This window comes from Pseudomonas sp. KBS0710, assembly GCF_005938045.2.
Taxonomy (GTDB): Bacteria; Pseudomonadota; Gammaproteobacteria; order Pseudomonadales; family Pseudomonadaceae; genus Aquipseudomonas.
The window spans coordinates 4,157,646-4,173,007 of record NZ_VCCF02000001.1; the positions used below are offsets into that span (position 1 = coordinate 4,157,646).

Annotated in this window: 14 protein-coding genes and 1 riboswitch; of the genes, 11 read left to right on the forward strand and 3 right to left on the reverse strand. The window is 61.9% G+C overall.

Going from position 1 to position 15,362, the window contains the following annotated elements; genetic code table 11:
- Window positions 1–4 precede the first annotated feature (4 nt).
- From FFI16_RS19020 to FFI16_RS19035, 4 genes are read left to right on the forward strand one after another with little or no spacing between them, the layout of a single operon-like run.
- A complete protein-coding gene (locus FFI16_RS19020; protein ID WP_138816318.1) occupies window positions 5–988 on the forward strand; it encodes a tripartite tricarboxylate transporter substrate binding protein in 984 nt (327 codons plus the stop codon).
- A 60-nt stretch (window positions 989–1,048) separates the two neighbouring features.
- Window positions 1,049–1,507 carry a tripartite tricarboxylate transporter TctB family protein gene (locus FFI16_RS19025; protein ID WP_138816319.1) on the forward strand — a complete coding sequence of 153 codons (459 nt, stop codon included), beginning with the start codon at window positions 1,049–1,051 and terminating at the stop codon, window positions 1,505–1,507.
- Window position 1,508: 1 nt separating this feature from the next.
- A complete protein-coding gene (locus FFI16_RS19030; protein ID WP_138816320.1) occupies window positions 1,509–3,023 on the forward strand; it encodes a tripartite tricarboxylate transporter permease in 1,515 nt (504 codons plus the stop codon).
- Window positions 3,016–4,053: an AbrB family transcriptional regulator gene (locus FFI16_RS19035; protein WP_026013720.1), complete on the forward strand. Its 1,038-nt coding sequence runs from the start codon at window positions 3,016–3,018 to the stop codon at window positions 4,051–4,053. Before FFI16_RS19030 ends, FFI16_RS19035 begins: the two co-directional genes overlap by 8 nt.
- 125 nt (window positions 4,054–4,178) lie before the next feature.
- On the opposite strand, the gene ung is transcribed toward FFI16_RS19035, so the two are convergent.
- Entirely contained in the window at window positions 4,179–4,871 is a 693-nt protein-coding gene (gene ung / locus FFI16_RS19040; RefSeq protein ID WP_138816321.1) for a uracil-DNA glycosylase, read from the reverse strand.
- Window positions 4,872–5,007: 136 nt separating this feature from the next.
- Between ung and FFI16_RS19045 the strand changes: the two genes are divergently transcribed.
- Entirely contained in the window at window positions 5,008–6,120 is a 1,113-nt protein-coding gene (locus FFI16_RS19045) for an enoyl-CoA hydratase/isomerase family protein (protein ID WP_138816322.1), read from the forward strand.
- 7 nt (window positions 6,121–6,127) lie between these two features.
- Here the strand turns inward: FFI16_RS19045 and FFI16_RS19050 are convergent, their stop codons facing one another.
- Together FFI16_RS19050 and FFI16_RS19055 are read right to left on the reverse strand one after the other, a co-directional pair.
- Window positions 6,128–6,559, reverse strand: a complete 432-nt coding sequence (locus tag FFI16_RS19050) for a DUF3757 domain-containing protein (RefSeq protein ID WP_138816323.1) — start codon at window positions 6,557–6,559, stop codon at window positions 6,128–6,130.
- 160 nt (window positions 6,560–6,719) lie between these two features.
- Entirely contained in the window at window positions 6,720–7,058 is a 339-nt protein-coding gene (locus FFI16_RS19055; RefSeq protein WP_138816324.1) for a hypothetical protein, read from the reverse strand.
- 313 nt (window positions 7,059–7,371) lie between these two features.
- A riboswitch (guanidine-I (ykkC/yxkD leader) is annotated at window positions 7,372–7,475 on the forward strand.
- A 60-nt stretch (window positions 7,476–7,535) separates the two neighbouring features.
- On the opposite strand from FFI16_RS19055, the gene FFI16_RS19060 reads away from it, so the two are divergent.
- The 6 genes from FFI16_RS19060 (at window position 7,536) to uca (ending at window position 15,347) form a co-directional block, all read left to right on the forward strand.
- Window positions 7,536–8,603, forward strand: a complete 1,068-nt coding sequence (locus FFI16_RS19060; protein ID WP_138816325.1) for a putative urea ABC transporter substrate-binding protein — start codon at window positions 7,536–7,538, stop codon at window positions 8,601–8,603.
- Between the two features lie 12 nt (window positions 8,604–8,615).
- Window positions 8,616–9,431: an ABC transporter permease gene (locus FFI16_RS19065; protein WP_138816326.1), complete on the forward strand. Its 816-nt coding sequence runs from the start codon at window positions 8,616–8,618 to the stop codon at window positions 9,429–9,431.
- Window positions 9,428–10,192, forward strand: a complete 765-nt coding sequence (locus FFI16_RS19070; protein WP_138816327.1) for an ABC transporter ATP-binding protein — start codon at window positions 9,428–9,430, stop codon at window positions 10,190–10,192. The genes FFI16_RS19065 and FFI16_RS19070 overlap by 4 nt, the downstream gene beginning before the upstream one ends.
- The gene (locus FFI16_RS19075) at window positions 10,189–10,914 is read left to right on the forward strand and encodes an urea amidolyase associated protein UAAP1 (RefSeq protein ID WP_138816328.1); all 726 of its coding nucleotides are present in this window, start codon (window positions 10,189–10,191) and stop codon (window positions 10,912–10,914) included. The genes FFI16_RS19070 and FFI16_RS19075 overlap by 4 nt, the downstream gene beginning before the upstream one ends.
- Before the next feature lie 9 nt (window positions 10,915–10,923).
- Window positions 10,924–11,553 (forward strand): urea amidolyase associated protein UAAP2, encoded by a 630-nt coding sequence (locus FFI16_RS19080; protein ID WP_138816329.1) that lies wholly within the window; start codon window positions 10,924–10,926, stop codon window positions 11,551–11,553.
- A gap of 167 nt (window positions 11,554–11,720) precedes the next feature.
- Window positions 11,721–15,347: an urea carboxylase gene (gene uca / locus FFI16_RS19085; protein WP_138816330.1), complete on the forward strand. Its 3,627-nt coding sequence runs from the start codon at window positions 11,721–11,723 to the stop codon at window positions 15,345–15,347.
- Window positions 15,348–15,362: the final 15 nt, after the last annotated feature.

Below are 15,362 nucleotides of genomic sequence, written 5' to 3' on the forward strand. Positions count from 1 at the left end.
AAAAATGACCTATTCACTGCGTAAATTGGCCCTCGCCGCCGGCTGCATGCTGTTCGCCGGGCAACTGCTGGCCGCCGACGAACCCAAGCGCCCCGAATGCATCGCCCCAGCTTCCCCTGGCGGTGGTTTTGACCTGACCTGCAAACTGGCGCAAAGCGCGTTGGTCAATGAAAAGCTGCTGAGTAAACCGATGCGCGTCACCTACATGCCTGGCGGCGTGGGCGCGGTGGCCTATAACGCGGTGGTAGCACAGCGCCCAGCGGACGGCGGCACATTGGTGGCCTGGTCCAGCGGCTCATTGTTGAACCTGGCCCAAGGCAAGTTCGGCCGCTTCGATGAGAGCGCTGTGCGGTGGTTGGCAGCGGTGGGCACCAGCTACGGTGCCATCGCAGTGAAAAGCGACTCGCCCTACAAAAACCTCGACGATCTCGTCAAAGCCCTGAAGAAAGATCCGGGCAGCGTGGTGATCGGTTCCGGCGGCACTGTTGGCAGCCAGGACTGGATGCAAACCGCCCTGATCGCCAAGGCCGCCGGGATCAACCCGCGCGAGCTGCGCTACGTCGCCCTCGAAGGCGGCGGTGAAATCGCCACCGCCCTGCTCGGCGGCCACATCCAGGTGGGCAGTACCGACATCTCCGACTCCATGCCGCACATCCTCAGCGGTGACATGCGCCTGCTCGCGGTGTTCGCCGAGGAGCGCCTGGACGAGCCGGAAATGAAGAATATTCCGACCGCCAAAGAGCAAGGCTACGACATCGTCTGGCCAGTGGTACGTGGTTTCTACCTTGGGCCAAAAGTCAGCGATGCCGATTACGCCTGGTGGAAAGAAGCGTTCGACAAACTGCTGGCCTCTGAAGAGTTCGCCAAGCTGCGTGACCAGCGTGAGCTGTTCCCGTTCGCCATGACCGGCCCGGAGCTGGACACCTACGTGAAGAAACAGGTGGCTGACTACAAAGTGCTGGCCAAAGAGTTCGGCCTGATCCAGTAATCGCCCCTCTTTTGCTCGGCCGCGCCCTCCTCAACGGGCGGCGCGGCCCAGGAGTTCCACATGCTCTTACAACGCATTTTCGCCTCGGTGATGCTGCTGGTCTGCGCCGGTCTTGCGCTGATGGCCTGGCCGTATCAGGCGGCGTTTTCCTACGAGCCGGTCGGCCCACGTGCCTACCCGCTGCTGATGCTTGGCCTGATGAGCCTGGGCCTGATCTACATGATCATCCGCCCGCAGCCTACCAAGCACACCGAAGAAGAACCGGCACTGGACCGCGAAACCCTGATCAAGATCAGTATCTGCGTCGCGTTGCTGATCGTGTTCGCCGGTACTTTCGAGTCCTTGGGTTTCATCCTCAGCAGCATGCTGATCGGCATTCCGATGGCACGCCTGTATGGCGGGCGCTGGCTGCCCAGCGTGGTGATCGTCACCCTCATGGCTATCGGCCTGTACCTGCTGTTCGACAAGGCCATGGATGTACCGCTACCACTCGGCCTGCTTGAAGTTCTGGAGAACTGATATGGATACGTTCAGCTATTTGGGCCAGGGCTTCGGCGTTGCACTGACCCCTTACAACCTGGTGACCGCGCTGTGCGGCACCTTGATCGGCACCGTGGTCGGCCTGTTGCCGGGCCTGGGCCCGATCAACGGCGTGGCCTTGTTGATCCCCATCGCGTTCGCGTTGGGCCTGCCGCCGGAATCGGCGCTGATCCTGCTCGCAGCCGTGTACCTGGGCTGCGAATACGGCGGCCGTATCAGCTCGATCCTGCTCAACATCCCGGGCGAAGCTTCTACCGTAATGACCACCCTCGACGGCTACCCAATGGCCCGCAAAGGCCTGGCCGGTGTGGCGTTGTCGCTGTCGGCATGGAGTTCGTTCATCGGCGCGTTTATCGCCACCTGCGGCATGGTGCTGTTTGCACCGCTGCTGGCAAAGTGGGCGATTGCCTTCGGCCCGGCGGAATACTTCGTACTCATGGTGTTCGCGATTGTCTGCCTGGGCGGCATGGCCGGTGACAAACCGCTGAAGACGCTTGTTGCGGCGTTGATCGGCCTGTTCCTCTCCGCCGTCGGCATCGATGCCAACAGTGGCGTGTACCGTTTTACCGGCGACAACATCCACCTCACCGACGGCATCCAGTTTGTGGTGTTGGTACTGGGCCTGTTCTCCATCAGCGAAATCCTGCTGCTGCTGGAAAAAACCCACCGTGGCCAGGAAGCGGTAAAAGCCACCGGGCGGATGATGTTCAATCTGAAGGAAGCCGGTGCGGTTTTTGTAGTTAACATCCGCTGCGGCCTGCTGGGTTTCATCATGGGCGTGCTGCCGGGTGCCGGTGCAACCCTCGCTTCGGCCGTTGCCTACATGACCGAGAAACGCCTGGCCGGTGCCAGCGGCAAATTCGGCCAGGGCGACATGCGCGGCCTCGCGGCGCCGGAAACCGCCATCGGTGCGTCCGCCTGCGGTGCCCTGGTGCCGATGCTGACCCTTGGCGTTCCCGGTTCGGGCACCACCGCGGTGATGATCGGCGCGCTGTCGCTGTATAACATCACGCCTGGCCCACTGCTGTTCCAACAGCAACCGGACATTGTCTGGGGCCTGATCGCGTCGTTGTTTGTCGCCAACATCATGCTGGTGATCCTCAACATCCCGATGATCCGCATCTTCACGCGCATCCTCGCCGTGCCGAACTGGGCGCTGGTGCCAGTGATCGCGATCATCACCGCCATCGGTGTGTACGCGGTTCACGCCACCACCTTCGACCTGTTCCTGATGGTCGGTATCGGCATCTTCGGCTACATCCTGCGCAAGCTCGACTTCCCGCTGTCGCCGGTACTGCTGGGCTTTATCCTCGGCGGCCTGATGGAGCAGAACCTGCGCCGCGCGCTGTCGATCTCCAACGGTGCGCTGGAGATCCTCTGGTCCAGCCCGATCACCTTTGGCGTGTGGGTACTGACGGCAATCATGTTGTTCGTACCGCTGCTGCGTATCTGGCGTAAACGTGCCCAACAGCGTCGTGCCCTGGCCGATGTCTGAGGTCACCTTTAAACAATGGTGGGCAACACCGCTGGTCGGCCTGGCCGGCGGTTACCTGGCCAGCCTCGTCGGCTGGCCTTTGCCGTATATGGTCGGCTCGTTGCTGGCGATCATCCTGGTGCGCTGCCTCACGCCGTGGCAATTGGCGGAGATTCCCGGCGGGCGCAAATGTGGCCAATGGGTGGTAGGCATCGGCATCGGCCTGCACTTCACGCCGGTGGTGATCGAGCAAGTGATGAGCCACTTCGGCCTGATTTTCTTCGGTGCGCTGATCACCAGCCTGTCGAGCGTCGTGGGTGTGTGGTTGATGCGCCGCAGCGGTGAAGACCGCGCCACTGCATTTTTCTCCAGCATGCCAGGCGGTTCCGGTGAAATGGTCAACCTCGGCGCCCGTAATGGCGCGGTGCTCAGCCGTGTCGCGGCGGGCCAGAGCCTGCGGGTGCTGGTGGTGGTGCTGTGTGTACCGGCGATCTTCAAATACTTGCTCGAAGGCGGCACGCCGCAGTTTCACCCTGCGCCAGTGAGTTGGGGTTGGCTGGCGCTGCTGTTTCCGCTGGGCGCGCTGGTGGCCTGGGGCTGGCAGCGTTTACGTCAGCCCAACCCGTGGCTGTTCGGGCCGCTGTTGGTCAGCGCGACGGCCAGTGTTGTCTGGGACTTGCATTACGGCCTGCCGGACGGCGGCAGCCAGATCGGCCAATGGCTGATCGGCAGCGGCCTGGGCTGCCACTTCAACCGTCAGTTCTTCCGCCGTGCGCCGTCGTTCATGGGCCGTACCTTGATCGGCACCGCCCTGACCATGGCACTTGCGACGTTGGCGGCAGTGGGCTTGAGTGCGCTGACGCAGCTGGATTTGCGCTCACTCACCCTGGGCATGATGCCGGGCGGCATTGCCGAAATGAGCCTCACCGCCGAGACCTTGCAGCTGTCGGTGCCGTTGGTGACGGCGATGCAAGTGATGCGATTGTTGTTTGTTCTGTTTTTGGCCGAGCCGTTGTTCAGGCACTGGAACCGTCAGCCGGAAAAAATCTAAGCCTAGCGCAGTTCAAAATGTGGGAGCGGGCTTGCTCGCGAAAGCGGTGTGTCAGTCGATACATTCAGTGACTGGCACTCCCTCTTCGCGAGCAAGCCCGCTCCCACATTTGAATGTGTTTGGCCTTAAATTGGCGGCAACCGCCACTCAATCGGCGTCTCGCCATTCTGCTCAAGAAACTTGTTGGTACGGCCGAAGTGCCCACATCCCAAAAACCCGCGATACGCCGACAGCGGCGACGGGTGCACCGACGTCAGCACCAGGTGCTTGGTCGCATCCACCAGCTTTTGCTTGCCTTGCGCATGGGCGCCCCACAACAGGAACACCAGATGCGGCTGGTGCTCGCTGACCACTTCGATCACACGATCGGTAAAGAACTGCCAGCCCTTGCCCGCATGGGCATTGGCATTCGCGCGCTCCACGGTCATGGTGGTGTTGAGCATCAGCACGCCCTGGTCGGCCCAGCTTTGCAGGCAGCCGTGGTTGGGGATGTCGATGTTCAGGTCACGCTTGAGTTCTTTGTAGATATTGACCAGCGACGGCGGCGTCGGCACGCCCGGTTGTACCGAGAAACACAGGCCATGGGCCTGGCCGGGGCCGTGGTAGGGGTCCTGGCCGAGGATCACCACCTTGACCTTGTCCAACGGCGTTGAGTTGAGCGCGTTGAAAATCAACGGGCCAGGCGGGTAGATCTCTTTGCCGGCGGCATGTTCCTGGCGCAGGAACTCGCGCAGTTCGGCCATGTAGGGCTTGTCGAACTCGTCCCGCAGGGCGTGTTTCCAGCTGGGTTCGAGTTTGATACGGTCGCCTTCGGTCATGGTCTGTTCATCGTGTAAAAAAAGAATGGGCGAACCCTAGGAAAGCCGACCCCGCTTGTCAATTGATCTGACACATCATCGGCACTTTCCCACGGAGCGATCATACTGATCTCTCACTGTCTCGATTGAGGTCACAATGAACCTGCACTTCGAAGAGCTGACCGGCAGCGACGGTGCCCGCCTCGGCATCGCCAGCCTGGACGCGGAAAAATCTCTCAACGCGCTGTCCCTGCCCATGATTCTGGCCTTGGACGAACGCCTGGAAGCCTGGGCCAAAGACCCGAATATCGTGTGTGTGCTGCTGCGCGGCAATGGGCCCAAAGCCTTTTGCGCTGGCGGCGAAGTCCGCAGCCTCGCCCAGGCCTGCCGCGAACAGCCCGGCGTTGTACCCGCCCTGGCCGCGCAGTTCTTCGCCGCTGAGTACCGCCTCGACTACCGCCTGCACACCTACCCCAAACCGCTGATCTGCTGGGGCCACGGCTATGTGCTGGGCGGTGGTATGGGCCTGCTGCAGAGCGCTTCGGTGCGCATCGTCACACCAAGCAGCCGCCTGGCCATGCCCGAGATCAGCATCGGCTTGTACCCGGATGTGGGGGCCAGTGGGTTCCTGTCGCGGTTACCGGGCAAGCTGGGGGTATTTCTTGGCCTCACCGGCGCCCATATCAATGGCCGTGATGCGCTGGACCTGGGCCTGGCCGACCGTTTCCTGGGTGATGACCAGCAGGAAGCGTTGATAGACGGCCTGCTGCAACTGAACTGGCAGGAACAAACCGCGATGCAGCTCAACAGTCTGCTCAAGGCGCTCGCCCAGGAAGCCGTCGGCCAGCAACCCGAGGCGCAATGGCTGCCACGCCGTGCGCAGATCGATGAGTGGCTGGATGTGGGTGATGTGCGCTGTGCCTGGCGTGCCTTGAGCCTGTTACGCGAGCATGCCGACCCGCTGTTCAGCCGCGCCGGCAAAAACCTGAGTGAAGGCTGCCCGCTGACCGCCCATTTGGTGTGGGAGCAGATCCAGCGGGCGCGGCACCTGTCCTTGGCCGAAGTGTTTCAGATGGAATACACCCTGAGCCTCAATTGCTGCCGTCACCCGGAGTTTGCCGAAGGTGTGCGGGCGCGCCTGATCGATAAGGACCAGACGCCCCATTGGCATTGGCCGGATGTCAACAGCGTGCCGGACGCCGTGGTGCAGGCGCACTTCGCCAAAGCGTGGGACGGCAGGCACCCGCTGGCAGACTTGTCCGACTATTGACAGGCGATCAATTCAGCCGCCGAACGGTAAATGAGCAATTATCCGGCTGGCTGTCCTGGCAGATATAAACATCCTGCCCCAACAGGTCGCGGGTGGGTTGCCAATACAACGTTGAGGTCAGCGACATCGTATTGAGTTTTCCCGGCACGCCGTATCGCAACGCGACCACCCCACCACTGCCCATGCGGTATACACACTTTTCCAGGAAGCCGTTTTCGCGTTCCTGCCCTTTGCCCGGTGTAAAAAGCGCACCCACAAAACGGTCGGCAAAATCACTTAAGCCGACATTGGGGCTCTGCCACAGCGCACTCCCACTCTCGGCCTGGAAGTGGCCGTCCATATACTTGACCGAGGAGGCATAAGGGCAGCCCTGCTCGGCCTTGGCCTGTGCAATACCTATGGCCATCACACACAATAGGCATATCAATCGCTTGATCATAAGACGTTCCATTAACCCACTGACACCAGGGGCACGCACAACGGCGTACCGGCAGTGAAGTACAACTGAAACGCCGAAGATAGCTGTTAATTCTGACAGTACGGATAAACGGTACACATAAAAAAGCGGCGCTTGGCGCGCCGCTTGAAGTCATTGCCCGTTATCGATGGCCACCGCGGCCACCGCCATGATCGCCGCCCCGGCCCCGCCCGCCGTTGCCCCAATGCCCGCCTCCCCAGCCTTGGTTCGGGTAAGGCCGGTAGCCGGGCCGTGGGTAATAACGCGGCGCCGGCTGGTAATAACGCGGCGCCGAGTAATAGCGCGGCGGCGGCGCGTAGTAGCCACGCCCGTACAGGTAGGTGGGGCCGCCGTAATAATAAGCTGGCGCCGGTGCGGTGTAGACCTCGGAGCGGTAGTAAGTGGCACCGCCATCGTAATAGGGCACACACGCAGAAAGGGTCAGGCCGAATAAAGCACTAAGCAGCAGTCGTCGATACATGGCGGCCTCCTGGACCGCTGGGGAGCACCTCCAGCGACGCTGAAGGGCGGCATTCGTCTTTCAATGAATGACGAAATATCTGACATCAAAAACCGAATCTGGTGCGTTTTTGACACAGTTTGAAATACCTGTTTCAGACGAGATGAACGCCTCATTGCAGTGCGATGGCGCACCAGCACAACGCACTTCACTGCCTCAACGCACCCCCACCGCCATGCAAACCTGCGTCCTACAGGCCCGCCGACCACTTGGCACGACTCTCGCTTTAGCAAGCCTGTGCAGGATTGATCATAGGTTCGCGGCACCACAATTTGCAATGGCCGACTAGGGTTCCGGCTCGCTTGAAAAGCGAGTGGCTGGTCCGAGAGTTGGCGACCTCCAGTTGAGGTTACACGGCGGGATAAAAGCCCGGGAGACAAGCCACCGTTCACGGTGCCGCGTTGCTCCTGCTCGCCCATGTTCAACTGGAGAAGCCCCATGCCCGCAATCCGTTTACCCGCCCTGCTCGCCGCCGCCTTCGCCGCCGTGCTGAGCGTTCAAACCCAGGCCGCGCCCAAAGACCACTTCAGTGTGTGCTGGACTATCTATGCCGGCTGGATGCCGTGGGAATACGCCGGCAGCCAAGGCATCCTCGACAAGTGGGCCAGGAAGTACGGCATCAAGATCGACATGGTGCAGCTCAATGACTATGTCGAGTCCATCAACCAATACACCGCCGGCCAGTTCGACGGTTGCACCATGACCAACATGGACGCCCTGACCATTCCCGCCGCGGGTGGTGTGGACAGCACCGCGCTGGTGGTCAGCGACTTCTCCAACGGCAACGATGGCGTGGTGATCAAGGGCACCGGCAAGACCGTGGCCGACCTCAAAGGCATGAACGTCAACCTGGTGGAACTCTCGGTCTCCCACTACTTGCTGGCCCGCGCGCTGGAGTCGGCCGACCTCACCGAAAAAGACCTCAAAGTCGTCAACACCTCCGACGCCGACATCGCCGCGGCCTTCAACACCGACCAGGTGCAAGCCGTGACCACCTGGAACCCGATGCTCTCCGAGATCAAGGCCAAACCGGGCGTCACCCAAGTGTTCGACTCCAGCAAAGTGCCCGGCGAAATCATGGACATGATGGTGGTCAACACCCAAACCCTCAAAGACAACCCGGCCTTGGGCAAAGCCCTGACCGGCGCGTGGTTTGAAGTGGTCGCGCTGATGAACGCCAAAAACGCTGCCAGCACCGCAGCGCTTGAGCATATGGCCAAGGCCTCGGGCACCGACCTCAAGGGGTTCCAGGCGCAACTGGACACCACCAAGCTGTTCGCCACACCCAAGGAAGCCCTGGCCTTCGCCACCAGCGCGCAATTGCCCGCCACCATGCGCAAGGTCGCCGAGTTCTCGTTTGAACACGGCCTGCTCGGCGAAGGTGCCAAGGACACCAGCGCCGTGGGCATGAGCTTCGCCAAGGGCATGACCAGCGGCGACACCACCAACCTCAAGCTGCATTTCGACCCCAGCTACGTGCAGATGGCCGCCGACGGCACGCTGTAAGAGGACCCGGCCATGCGCCTGATCAACCGTCAACCGGAACGCTCCAGCCGCCTGCTGTTGGTACTGCTGCCGTTCGCCCTGCTGCTGTTCGCCTACTTTGTGGGTTCGGCCGAGCGCCTGGCGGATAACCCCAACGACAAACTGCTGCCCAGCGCCATGCAGATGGGCGACGCGGTTAAACGCCTGGCGTTCAGTGCCGATACGCGCACCGGTGAATACGTGCTGTGGCAAGACAGCGCCTCCAGCCTGCGCCGCCTGGCCATCGGCTTAGGCATCAGCGCCCTCGCCGGCCTGTGCCTGGGGATTGCCGCCGGCACACTGCCGCTGTTTGGCGCGCCGTTGTCGCCCCTGCTCACGGTGCTGTCGATGGTGCCGCCTTTGGCGATATTGCCGATTCTGTTCATCGTGTTCGGGCTGGGGGAATTGTCCAAGGTGATGCTGATTGTTATAGGCATCACCCCGGCGCTGGCCCGCGACCTGGAGCAACGCGCACGGGAAATCCCCGTGGAGCTGCTGGTCAAGGCGCAGACCCTCGGCGCGTCCACCTGGACCTTGATGCTGCGTGTGGTGTTGCCGCAATTGCTGCCGCGCCTGCTGATCTCGCTGCGGCTGATGCTCGGCTCGGCGTGGTTGTTCCTGATCGCCGCCGAAGCCATCGCCTCCACCGACGGCCTCGGCTACCGGATCTTCCTGGTGCGCCGCTACCTGGCGATGGACGTGATTCTGCCCTACGTGGTGTGGATCACCCTGCTCGCCTGGCTGATGGACTGGGGCCTCAAAACCCTCACGCGGCGTGCGTTCCCCTGGTACGAAGGAGCGCGGGCATGAGTTTTATCAGGGTCAACAATGTGTGGCAGCGCTATGGCGACCAAGTAGTGCTCGAAGGGCTCAACCTGCACGTCGATGAGGGCGAATTCTGCACACTGGTGGGCACTTCCGGATGCGGCAAATCAACCTTCCTGCGCCTGTTGCTGGGCCAGGAAACCGCGAGCAAAGGCCAGATCCTGCTGGACGGCCAACCCCTTGCCGGCGAGCCGGATGCCAGCCGGGGCGTGGTGTTTCAGCGCTACTCGGTGTTCGCGCATCTGACTGTGCTGGACAACGTTGCGCTGGGCCTTGAGCTACCGCGCTCACGCTTGCTGGGTCGGCTGTTCGGCAAAGCCAAACAAGAGGCACGGGAACAGGCCGCCGCACTGCTGCAGAAAGTCGGCCTAGGCCACGCACTGGACAAATACCCGGCGCAGCTCTCCGGCGGCATGCAACAACGCCTGGCCATCGCCCAGGCCCTGATCATGAAACCCCGCGTGTTGCTGCTGGACGAACCCTTCGGCGCCCTCGACCCCGGCATTCGCAAAGACATGCACCAGCTGTTGCTGGCGCTGTGGCGCGAAACCCGGCTGACGGTGTTCATGGTCACCCACGACCTCAGCGAAGGCTTCAGCCTCGGCACGCGCCTGCTGGTATTCGACAAAGTTCGCGTCGACCCCCACGCCCCCGGCGCCTATGGCGCGCGCATCACCTATGACATCCCTTTGAACAGCGAGCGCCGCAAAGCGCTGGCCGCCGAACTTGGAGCGACTTGCAAATGACCGATTCCATTCAACTGTTCCCACCCTTCGCCGAAGAAATGCTACCCGGCGGCGGCCACCGCTCCTTTGTGCTCAAGCGCGGCCAACTGCTACGCCTCACGGATATTCGCGGCGGCGCCAACGTCAGCCTGACCCTGCTCAATGCCAACGAAAAAACCGAGCGCCTGAACCTGCCCGACAGCCTCAAATGCCAACACACCGCCAAGCTCACCCGCGGCCACTGCCTGTACTCGGACATGGGCCGCGTGCTGGCCGCCATCACCGCCGACACCTGTGGCTGGAGTGACAGCATCGGCGGCGTGCTGTGCGCCGCCGAGGTCGCTGAAAAGTACGGCCACGGCCGTTATCAGGAACTGCGCAACGGCTTCTTGCGCAACGGCACCGACAACCTGCTGGTGGAATTGGGCAAGTGGGGGTTGGGGCTTTCCGATCTGTTGATGACCCTCAACCTGTTCAGCCGGGTCAGCGTTGACGAAGGCGGCGGCCTGCACTTTGTGCCGGGCAATTCCAAAGCCGGCGACTACATCGAACTCTACGCGCCGATGGACACACTGGTGGTGCTGACCGCGCTGCAACACCCGATGGACCCCAACCCGAACTACGCGCCGCAACCGCTGAAACTCAGCTGGATGAACGCCGATTCCAGCGTCGCCGAACACTGCCGTACGTCGCGCCCGGAAAACGAGCGCGGCTTTATCAACACCGACCGCCTGTTCGCCTGAGGAACTGCCATGTCTATCGCACTGAAACAACCCGAGGCAGCCGTGTACCGCGCCACCATTCCCGCCGGCGAACCGTGGCTGATGGAGGTCAAGGCCGGCCAGACCCTGCGCATCCTCGACCTGGAGGGCAACCAGGCTGTCGACACGCTGTTCTACAGCCGCAAAAACCCCAAGGAACGCTACGACGTACAGCGCACCCTGCGTCGGCAAAACCGCGTGTACCTGAGCACCGGCAGCGTGCTGTATTCCAACCTTGGCCAGCCGATGCTGACCATCGTCGATGACACCTGCGGGCGCCACGACACCCTCGGCGGCGCCTGCGCCCAAGAGAGCAATACCGTGCGCTACGCCCTGGAAAAACGCTACATGCACAGCTGCCGCGACAACTACCTGCGCGCCTGCGCCCACGACGGCCGGCTGGGTAAAGGCGACATCGGGCCGAACATCAATTTCTTCATGAATGTGCCAGTCACCGCCGACGGCGGGCTGACCTTTGAAGACGGCATTTCCGCGCCCGGCAAGTACGTCGACCTGCGCGCAGAGATGGACGTGATCGTGCTGATCTCCAATTGCCCGCAACTGAACAACCCGTGCAACGGCTACAACCCGACCCCTGCGGAGCTATTGGTATGGAACTGAAATTCAAGCGCCTGCGTAAGTGGTTATTCGCCCTGTGCCAGTCCCGAGCCGGGCAATGCATCCGAAAACACTAGCTCCCACACTTGGATCTTCATTGCTTTCAGAATTAGTACTGCGGACGACCGCAGTGCTCCCTCACTTTGCGGGACGGCCCGCAGGGTTTTGCCATGTTCGAAAAACTCTTGATCGCCAACCGTGGCGCCATCGCCTGCCGCATCCTGCGCACCTTGCGCGAGCTGCAGGTCAAAGGCATCGCCGTCTACGCCGAAGCCGACGCAGCCAGCCTGCATATCCAGCAAGCCGACGAAGCCTACAGCCTTGGCGAAGGCGCAGCGGCGGCGACTTACCTGGCAGTGGAAAAAATCCTTGCCACCGCCAAGGCCTGTGGCGCCAAGGCGATTCATCCCGGCTACGGGTTTCTCTCAGAGAACGCCGCCTTTGCCCAAGCCTGTGAAAATGCGGGTATCGCCTTCGTCGGCCCTACACCCGAACAGCTGCGCGTATTCGGCCTCAAGCACACCGCGCGGGCCTTGGCCAAGCACCATCAAATTCCATTATTGGAAGGCACCGAGCTGCTCGACAGCCTCGATACCGCGTTGCTGGCAGCCGAAACCGTAGGCTATCCGGTCATGCTCAAAAGCACCGCAGGCGGCGGTGGCATCGGCATGCGTGTCTGCCGCCATGCAACCGAGTTGAGCGAGTCATTTGAGGCAGTCAAACGCCTGGGGCAAAACAACTTCAGCGACGCCGGTGTGTTTATCGAGAAATACATCGAGCACGCCCGCCACCTGGAAGTGCAGGTATTCGGCGACGGCTTGGGCGAAGTCATCGCCCTTGGCGTGCGCGACTGTTCCGTGCAACGGCGCAACCAGAAAGTCCTCGAAGAAACGCCTGCGCCGAACCTGCCCGACGGCATGGCCGAAGCCTTGTGCTCGGCGGCCATCACCCTGGCCAAGGCCGTCAACTACCGCAGCGCCGGCACCGTGGAGTTTATCTTTGACAGCGCTGATGGCCGCTTCTACTTCCTCGAAGTGAACACGCGCCTGCAGGTAGAACACGGCGTCACCGAACAAGTCTGGGGCGTCGACCTGGTGCGCTGGATGGTGCAATTGGCGGCCGGTGAGTTACCCGCGCTAAGCGACTTGAAACTGCACCCTCAGGGCCACGCGATTCAGGCGCGGCTGTATGCGGAAGACCCGGGCAAGGACTTTCAGCCGAGCCCTGGCCTGTTAACCCGTGTGGATTTCCCGACGGCTGAAGGTTTGCGAATCGACACCTGGGTGCAAGCCGGTTGCGAGATCCCGCCCTACTTCGACCCGATGATCGCCAAACTCATCAGCTGGGCGCCGACCCGCGAGCAGGCGCGCCTGGATCTGCATCAGGCACTGAGCGACAGCCATCTCTACGGCGTGGAAACCAACCGCGATTACCTGCGCCAAATCCTGCTGGCCCCGCCGTTTGCCAGCGGCCGTCCGTGGACGCGTTGCCTGGAAGGCCTGGTCTACAGCGCCAGCACCTTCGAAGTGCTCAGCGCCGGCACCCAAACCAGTGTGCAGGACTACCCCGGCCGCCTCGGCTACTGGGCCGTCGGTGTGCCGCCCTCCGGGCCGATGGACAGCCGCGCGCTGCGCCTGGGCAATCGCCTGTTGGGCAATGACGACGGTGCGGCAGCGCTGGAAATCACCATGAATGGGCCGCTGTTGCGCTTCAATTGCGCGGCGGTCGTCGCCGTTACCGGTGCAGCCATTACGTTGTTGCTGAATGACCAGCCGGTGCCGATGAATACCGCGTTGTTGATTGAAACAGGCTCGGTGTTGAGTCTTGGCACTCTTACTGGAGCAGGTGCGCGCAGCTATCTGTGCCTGCGCGGCGGGCTGCAAGTGCCGGATTACCTGGGCAGCAAAAGCACCTTCACCCTCGGCCAGTTCGGCGGGCACGCCGGGCGCGCTTTGCGCACGGGCGATGTGTTGCACTTACTGCCACTGACAGACGTCAGCGTCGGGCAGCAATTGATGACTGAAACGCTGCCTGAAATCCGTACGCTACGGGTGATTTATGGCCCGCATGGTGCGCCGGAATATTTCCTGCCTGAGTACATCAACACCTTCTTCGCGACCCAATGGGAAGTGCACTTCAACTCGAGCCGCACCGGCGTGCGGTTGATCGGGCCGAAGCCTTTGTGGGCGCGCACGGACGGTGGCGAAGCGGGGCTGCATCCGTCGAATATCCATGACAACCCCTATGCCATCGGTGCGGTGGATTTTACTGGGGACATGCCAGTGATCCTGGGGCCGGATGGGCCGAGTCTGGGCGGGTTTGTGTGCCCGGTGACGGTGATCGAGGCCGACCTTTGGCAACTGGGGCAACTCAAAGCCGGTGACAAGCTGCGGTTCGAACCGGTGAACCTCAAAACCGCCCGCGACCTCGCCCTGAAATGGGATCAAATGTGGGAGCCGGGCTTGCTCGCGAACGCGGTGGAACAGTCACCAGATGGGTTGAATGACACACCGTATTCGCGAGCAAGCCCGCTCCCACATTTGACCGAGTCGCCTGTGGTATTGAATGTAGGCCATGGCGACACCCGTCTCATCGCCCGCCTCGCTGGCGACACCCATCTGCTGCTGGAGATCGGCGCCCCCGAGCTGGACCTGGTGCTGCGCTTTCGTGCCCACGCGCTGATGCAAGCCTTGGAAACTCTCGCCCTGCCAGGTGTTATCGACCTGACCCCAGGCATCCGTTCCCTGCAAATCCACTACCAGCCCGAACAACTGCCGTTGGCCGATTTGCTGGTGCTGATCACCACGCAATGGGCTGCGGTGTGCGCCACCCCCAACCTGCAAGTGCCCTCGCGCATCGTGCACTTGCCGCTGTCGTGGGACGACCCGGCGTGCCAGATGGCGATCGAAAAATACATGACCACCGTGCGCAAGGACGCGCCGTGGTGCCCGAGCAATCTGGAGTTCATTCGCCGCATCAACGACCTGGCCAACCTCGACGAAGTGCGCCAAACGGTGTTTGATGCCAGCTACCTGGTGATGGGCCTGGGTGACGTCTACCTCGGCGCCCCGGTGGCCACGCCGCTGGACCCGCGCCACCGTTTGGTGACCACCAAATACAACCCGGCCCGCACCTGGACCGCCGAGAATTCGGTAGGCATTGGCGGCGCCTATTTGTGTGTGTACGGCATGGAAGGCCCAGGCGGTTATCAGTTTGTGGGCCGTACGTTGCAGATGTGGAACCGCTACCGGGAAGTCGCGGCGTTTGATGGCAAGCCGTGGTTGTTACGGTTCTTTGACCAGATCCGGTTTTACCCGGTGACGGCTGATGAACTGGTGCAGATCCGGCGCGATTTTCCGCTGGGGCGCTTTGAATTGAGCATCGAACACAGCCAGTTGAACCTCGCGCAGTATCAGGATTTCCTCGCGCGCGAAGCCGCAAGCATTGGCGCATTTCGTGAGCATCAGCAGCACGCGTTCAATGCCGAGCGTGAGCGCTGGATCGCCAGCGGCCAGGCGCATTTCGACAGTGAAGAACTCGCGGCGCCACAAGGTGCAGACACACCGTTGCAGGCCAACCAGATCAGTGTCGACAGCCCTATAGCGGGCAACCTCTGGCAAGTCCAGGTGGCTACGGGTGAACAGGTTTCGGTCGGCGATGTGCTGGTGATTCTGGAGTCGATGAAAATGGAAATCCCGGTGGTCGCGCCGTTCGCCGGCACCGTGCGCGAGATCCCCGTGCAACCCGGCTGCGGCATCGGCGCCGGGCAACGGGTGGTGGTGCTCGAACGTGACTGACTCTTTCATTTCTAC

Excerpts from the sequence above, each read along its gene's own strand:
- FFI16_RS19020 (WP_138816318.1), top strand. The coding sequence starts at position 5 with ATGACCTATTCACTGCGTAAATTGGCCCTCGCCGCCGGCTGCATGCTG.
- FFI16_RS19025 (WP_138816319.1), top strand. The coding sequence starts at position 1,049 with ATGCTCTTACAACGCATTTTCGCCTCGGTGATGCTGCTGGTCTGCGCC.
- FFI16_RS19030 (WP_138816320.1), top strand. The coding sequence starts at position 1,509 with ATGGATACGTTCAGCTATTTGGGCCAGGGCTTCGGCGTTGCACTGACC.
- FFI16_RS19035 (WP_026013720.1), top strand. The coding sequence starts at position 3,016 with ATGTCTGAGGTCACCTTTAAACAATGGTGGGCAACACCGCTGGTCGGC.
- ung (WP_138816321.1), bottom strand. The coding sequence starts at position 4,871 with ATGACCGAAGGCGACCGTATCAAACTCGAACCCAGCTGGAAACACGCC.
- FFI16_RS19045 (WP_138816322.1), top strand. The coding sequence starts at position 5,008 with ATGAACCTGCACTTCGAAGAGCTGACCGGCAGCGACGGTGCCCGCCTC.
- FFI16_RS19050 (WP_138816323.1), bottom strand. The coding sequence starts at position 6,559 with ATGATCAAGCGATTGATATGCCTATTGTGTGTGATGGCCATAGGTATT.
- FFI16_RS19055 (WP_138816324.1), bottom strand. The coding sequence starts at position 7,058 with ATGTATCGACGACTGCTGCTTAGTGCTTTATTCGGCCTGACCCTTTCT.
- FFI16_RS19060 (WP_138816325.1), top strand. The coding sequence starts at position 7,536 with ATGCCCGCAATCCGTTTACCCGCCCTGCTCGCCGCCGCCTTCGCCGCC.
- FFI16_RS19065 (WP_138816326.1), top strand. The coding sequence starts at position 8,616 with ATGCGCCTGATCAACCGTCAACCGGAACGCTCCAGCCGCCTGCTGTTG.
- FFI16_RS19070 (WP_138816327.1), top strand. The coding sequence starts at position 9,428 with ATGAGTTTTATCAGGGTCAACAATGTGTGGCAGCGCTATGGCGACCAA.
- FFI16_RS19075 (WP_138816328.1), top strand. The coding sequence starts at position 10,189 with ATGACCGATTCCATTCAACTGTTCCCACCCTTCGCCGAAGAAATGCTA.
- FFI16_RS19080 (WP_138816329.1), top strand. The coding sequence starts at position 10,924 with ATGTCTATCGCACTGAAACAACCCGAGGCAGCCGTGTACCGCGCCACC.
- uca (WP_138816330.1), top strand. The coding sequence starts at position 11,721 with ATGTTCGAAAAACTCTTGATCGCCAACCGTGGCGCCATCGCCTGCCGC.